Consider the following 2544-nt stretch of genomic DNA (forward strand, 5'->3'; position numbering starts at 1 on the left):
AATGCCTTGTTCTTGTATACCAGTTTTTCAAAGAGCGGCGCCTTAAAAATGAAATATTCGTGAATGTTGGTCACGATCAGATGTTTGAGTTCGGTATTTTGGTGTTCCGCGCGTTCTTCAAGATAATAAAGCAGGAGTTCCTGCAGCGCTTTGGTATTCAGCTTATCTTTGGAGCACATTTCGTTTTTATTCGACGGACTTTTCGTCTCAATGATTACGCCGATGGGCGAATCGGAATTCTTCCCCGTATGAATAACAAGATCTTTGCGATGATAGGTATTGATAAAACGATCCGGATCATAGTAGGTTTTCTTTAGAAAATCGCGTAAAAGGTTTTTGTTGTGTTCCTCATGTTCGCCCGCATTGATGTGCTCGATCAAATAAAGAAGTTCATGTTTGAACGCCTCGATCTCATCGCGATGCGGTTTGAGCTTGAGGAAGGCCGGATTGATGGATTTGCGTAGGGATTTCATAGAAAATTTCGTGTTATGGATTATTAATTATCCTTTTTGTTTTCAATAAAACTATTAAAATTTTTGTTATAGTATTGTATCATAAACCAAATTTTAAAAACCGGATCAAGAAATTCATATTTTTTGCCGTTTATTCGATATATTAAATCTTCTTTTTCAAGCTTATCTCTATTTTTTGTGATATTAACCGGTGTGCCAATATCATATTTTTGCATCACCCGAGTACTGGTAAGCTGTACTTCTCCATCAGCAATCGCCTTCAATAGATTAACCTGCTTTACGCTGAGATTTTCAATTTCATTTTGAAATAGAGGCATGTTGGTGTTAATCACCTCGATCAATCCCCTGGCGAGAACATCATTATTTACCTCCTTATCAGTTAATCTCCAAATATATGCTGAAAGCTGCTGAACGTACCAAGAATGATTTTCCATTATTTTTGGGATTGTTTCAGCATATTGTCTGGCTATTTTTTTCCCGGTATCTTGAAAGCCTTTTTTGATAAATGCCGTCCATTCATTTTGTGGGATCTTCTCTAAGAACATAATATCACCGAAACGGTAAAAAGGTTTGGAGCTTCTGCTGAATAACTCTTCCATCATATGCCGCTTGCTTCCATATAGACAGTAGGAAACATGATCATGACGCTGCCAACAGGCACGCATAGCTTTTTCAAGCTCTTCTTCTTGTTGATAATTGCCAATATTTTGAAATTCGTCAAGACAAATAATCAAACGGATGTTTTTTTCAGTGGCAATGACTTCCGGAAGGTTTAATATTTCGCTTTTGTGTTTTTTGGCCTCGTTCCAGTCAAATCCAATACTGAATTCTGTGTTGAGGTCTGTTCCCAGGCTAACCTTTGGGGAAATTTGTTTAAAGAACGATTTAATTGCGTTTAACCTATCCTGAAGTTTGGTAGAAGTGGCCTTAATAACTTCCCGTGTATATACTTCAAGAAATTCTTGCTCGCTAGAGATTGAAAATAGATCAATAAAAACTGCTTTAATATCTTTATGGCTTTTTATTATATCGTCGACCGTTTTTTCTACTAGAGAAGATTTTCCCCACCTTCTCGGTGAAATGACCGTAGTATGAATACCAGATAATATATTGTGAGTTAATTTTGCGATTTCTTCTTTTCGACCGGTAAATGAATCGCCGCTTACGGTCGAACCATATTTAAAAGGTGAAACCTTTGTCATACTTATCTCCAAATTATACCATGGGGTATAATATAGTATGGTATAATACCATGTGGTATAAAAAAATGAAATTTTTGTAAGCAGATAGGGTAATATTAAGTGAAAATTACCCCATTTAAGGTTATAATACCCTATTTAGATTAAATATTATACCAACCAGTATAATACCACATGGTATAAAATGTTAATACCGTCAACATACTGACGCAATTAATATAAATACCGTCATTATACTGACGGAATTAACAAAACGATACGATAATATACGATATGATACGATAGGAATATGGTGCCGGATAGAACGTGTTTTTGAGATGTGTACCAAAAATAGAATAATTGGGACATGTTGTGGGTTCCTGTTTTCAGAACCTTGTCGCTAAATGGAGCAGATCCCGGATAAACAATCCACCGGATTATTTTCCGGGATGACATGCGTTGCTTGTTTTTGTGAAATTTGCACAATCTGTGGTTAGATTCGGTTCAATTCTCTGTCTCATGAATAGATCTTTTTCACGATGGTACGAAAGTACGAGAGTACGTAGTACGATCGAGGGTTTCGAGGGAATCTGCTCCGCATTAAAATACAGGGGCAATTGATTTGCGCTTTCTTTTCAATTGCACCAGGGTTTTAACCCGGTGTAGAATTCCCTCTTACTCTCGCATAAATCGCTCCCGACCATTCGGCAATCAGCCTTCGCTAAAGCTCAGTCAAGCCTTCAGCTCACAGCAAACAGCTCACAGCAAATGCGTTTTCAAAAGCTGATAGCTGACGGCTGACAGCTGATAGCTGATAGCTCCTAATCATGATAAACACTTGTATTTCACGCCTCTATGATTTATTTTACCAAGCTGTTGACATGAATACGATA

2 protein-coding genes are annotated in these 2544 nt (G+C 37.3%); both read right to left on the minus strand.

Annotated elements, in window-relative coordinates; translation table 11 throughout:
* On the minus strand, positions 1–473 hold a 473-nt coding region (locus tag M0P98_09525), incomplete at its 3' end, for a type II restriction endonuclease (GenBank protein MCK9267085.1).
* A gap of 23 nt (positions 474–496) precedes the next feature.
* Positions 497–1675, minus strand: a complete 1179-nt coding sequence (locus M0P98_09530) for an ATP-binding protein (GenBank protein ID MCK9267086.1) — start codon at positions 1673–1675, stop codon at positions 497–499.
* Positions 1676–2544 lie beyond the last annotated feature (869 nt).

Source organism: bacterium, assembly GCA_023230585.1.
Classification (GTDB): Bacteria; Ratteibacteria; UBA8468; order B48-G9; family JAFGKM01; genus JALNXB01.

Excerpts from the sequence above, each read along its gene's own strand:
- M0P98_09530 (MCK9267086.1), bottom strand. The coding sequence starts at position 1,675 with ATGACAAAGGTTTCACCTTTTAAATATGGTTCGACCGTAAGCGGCGAT.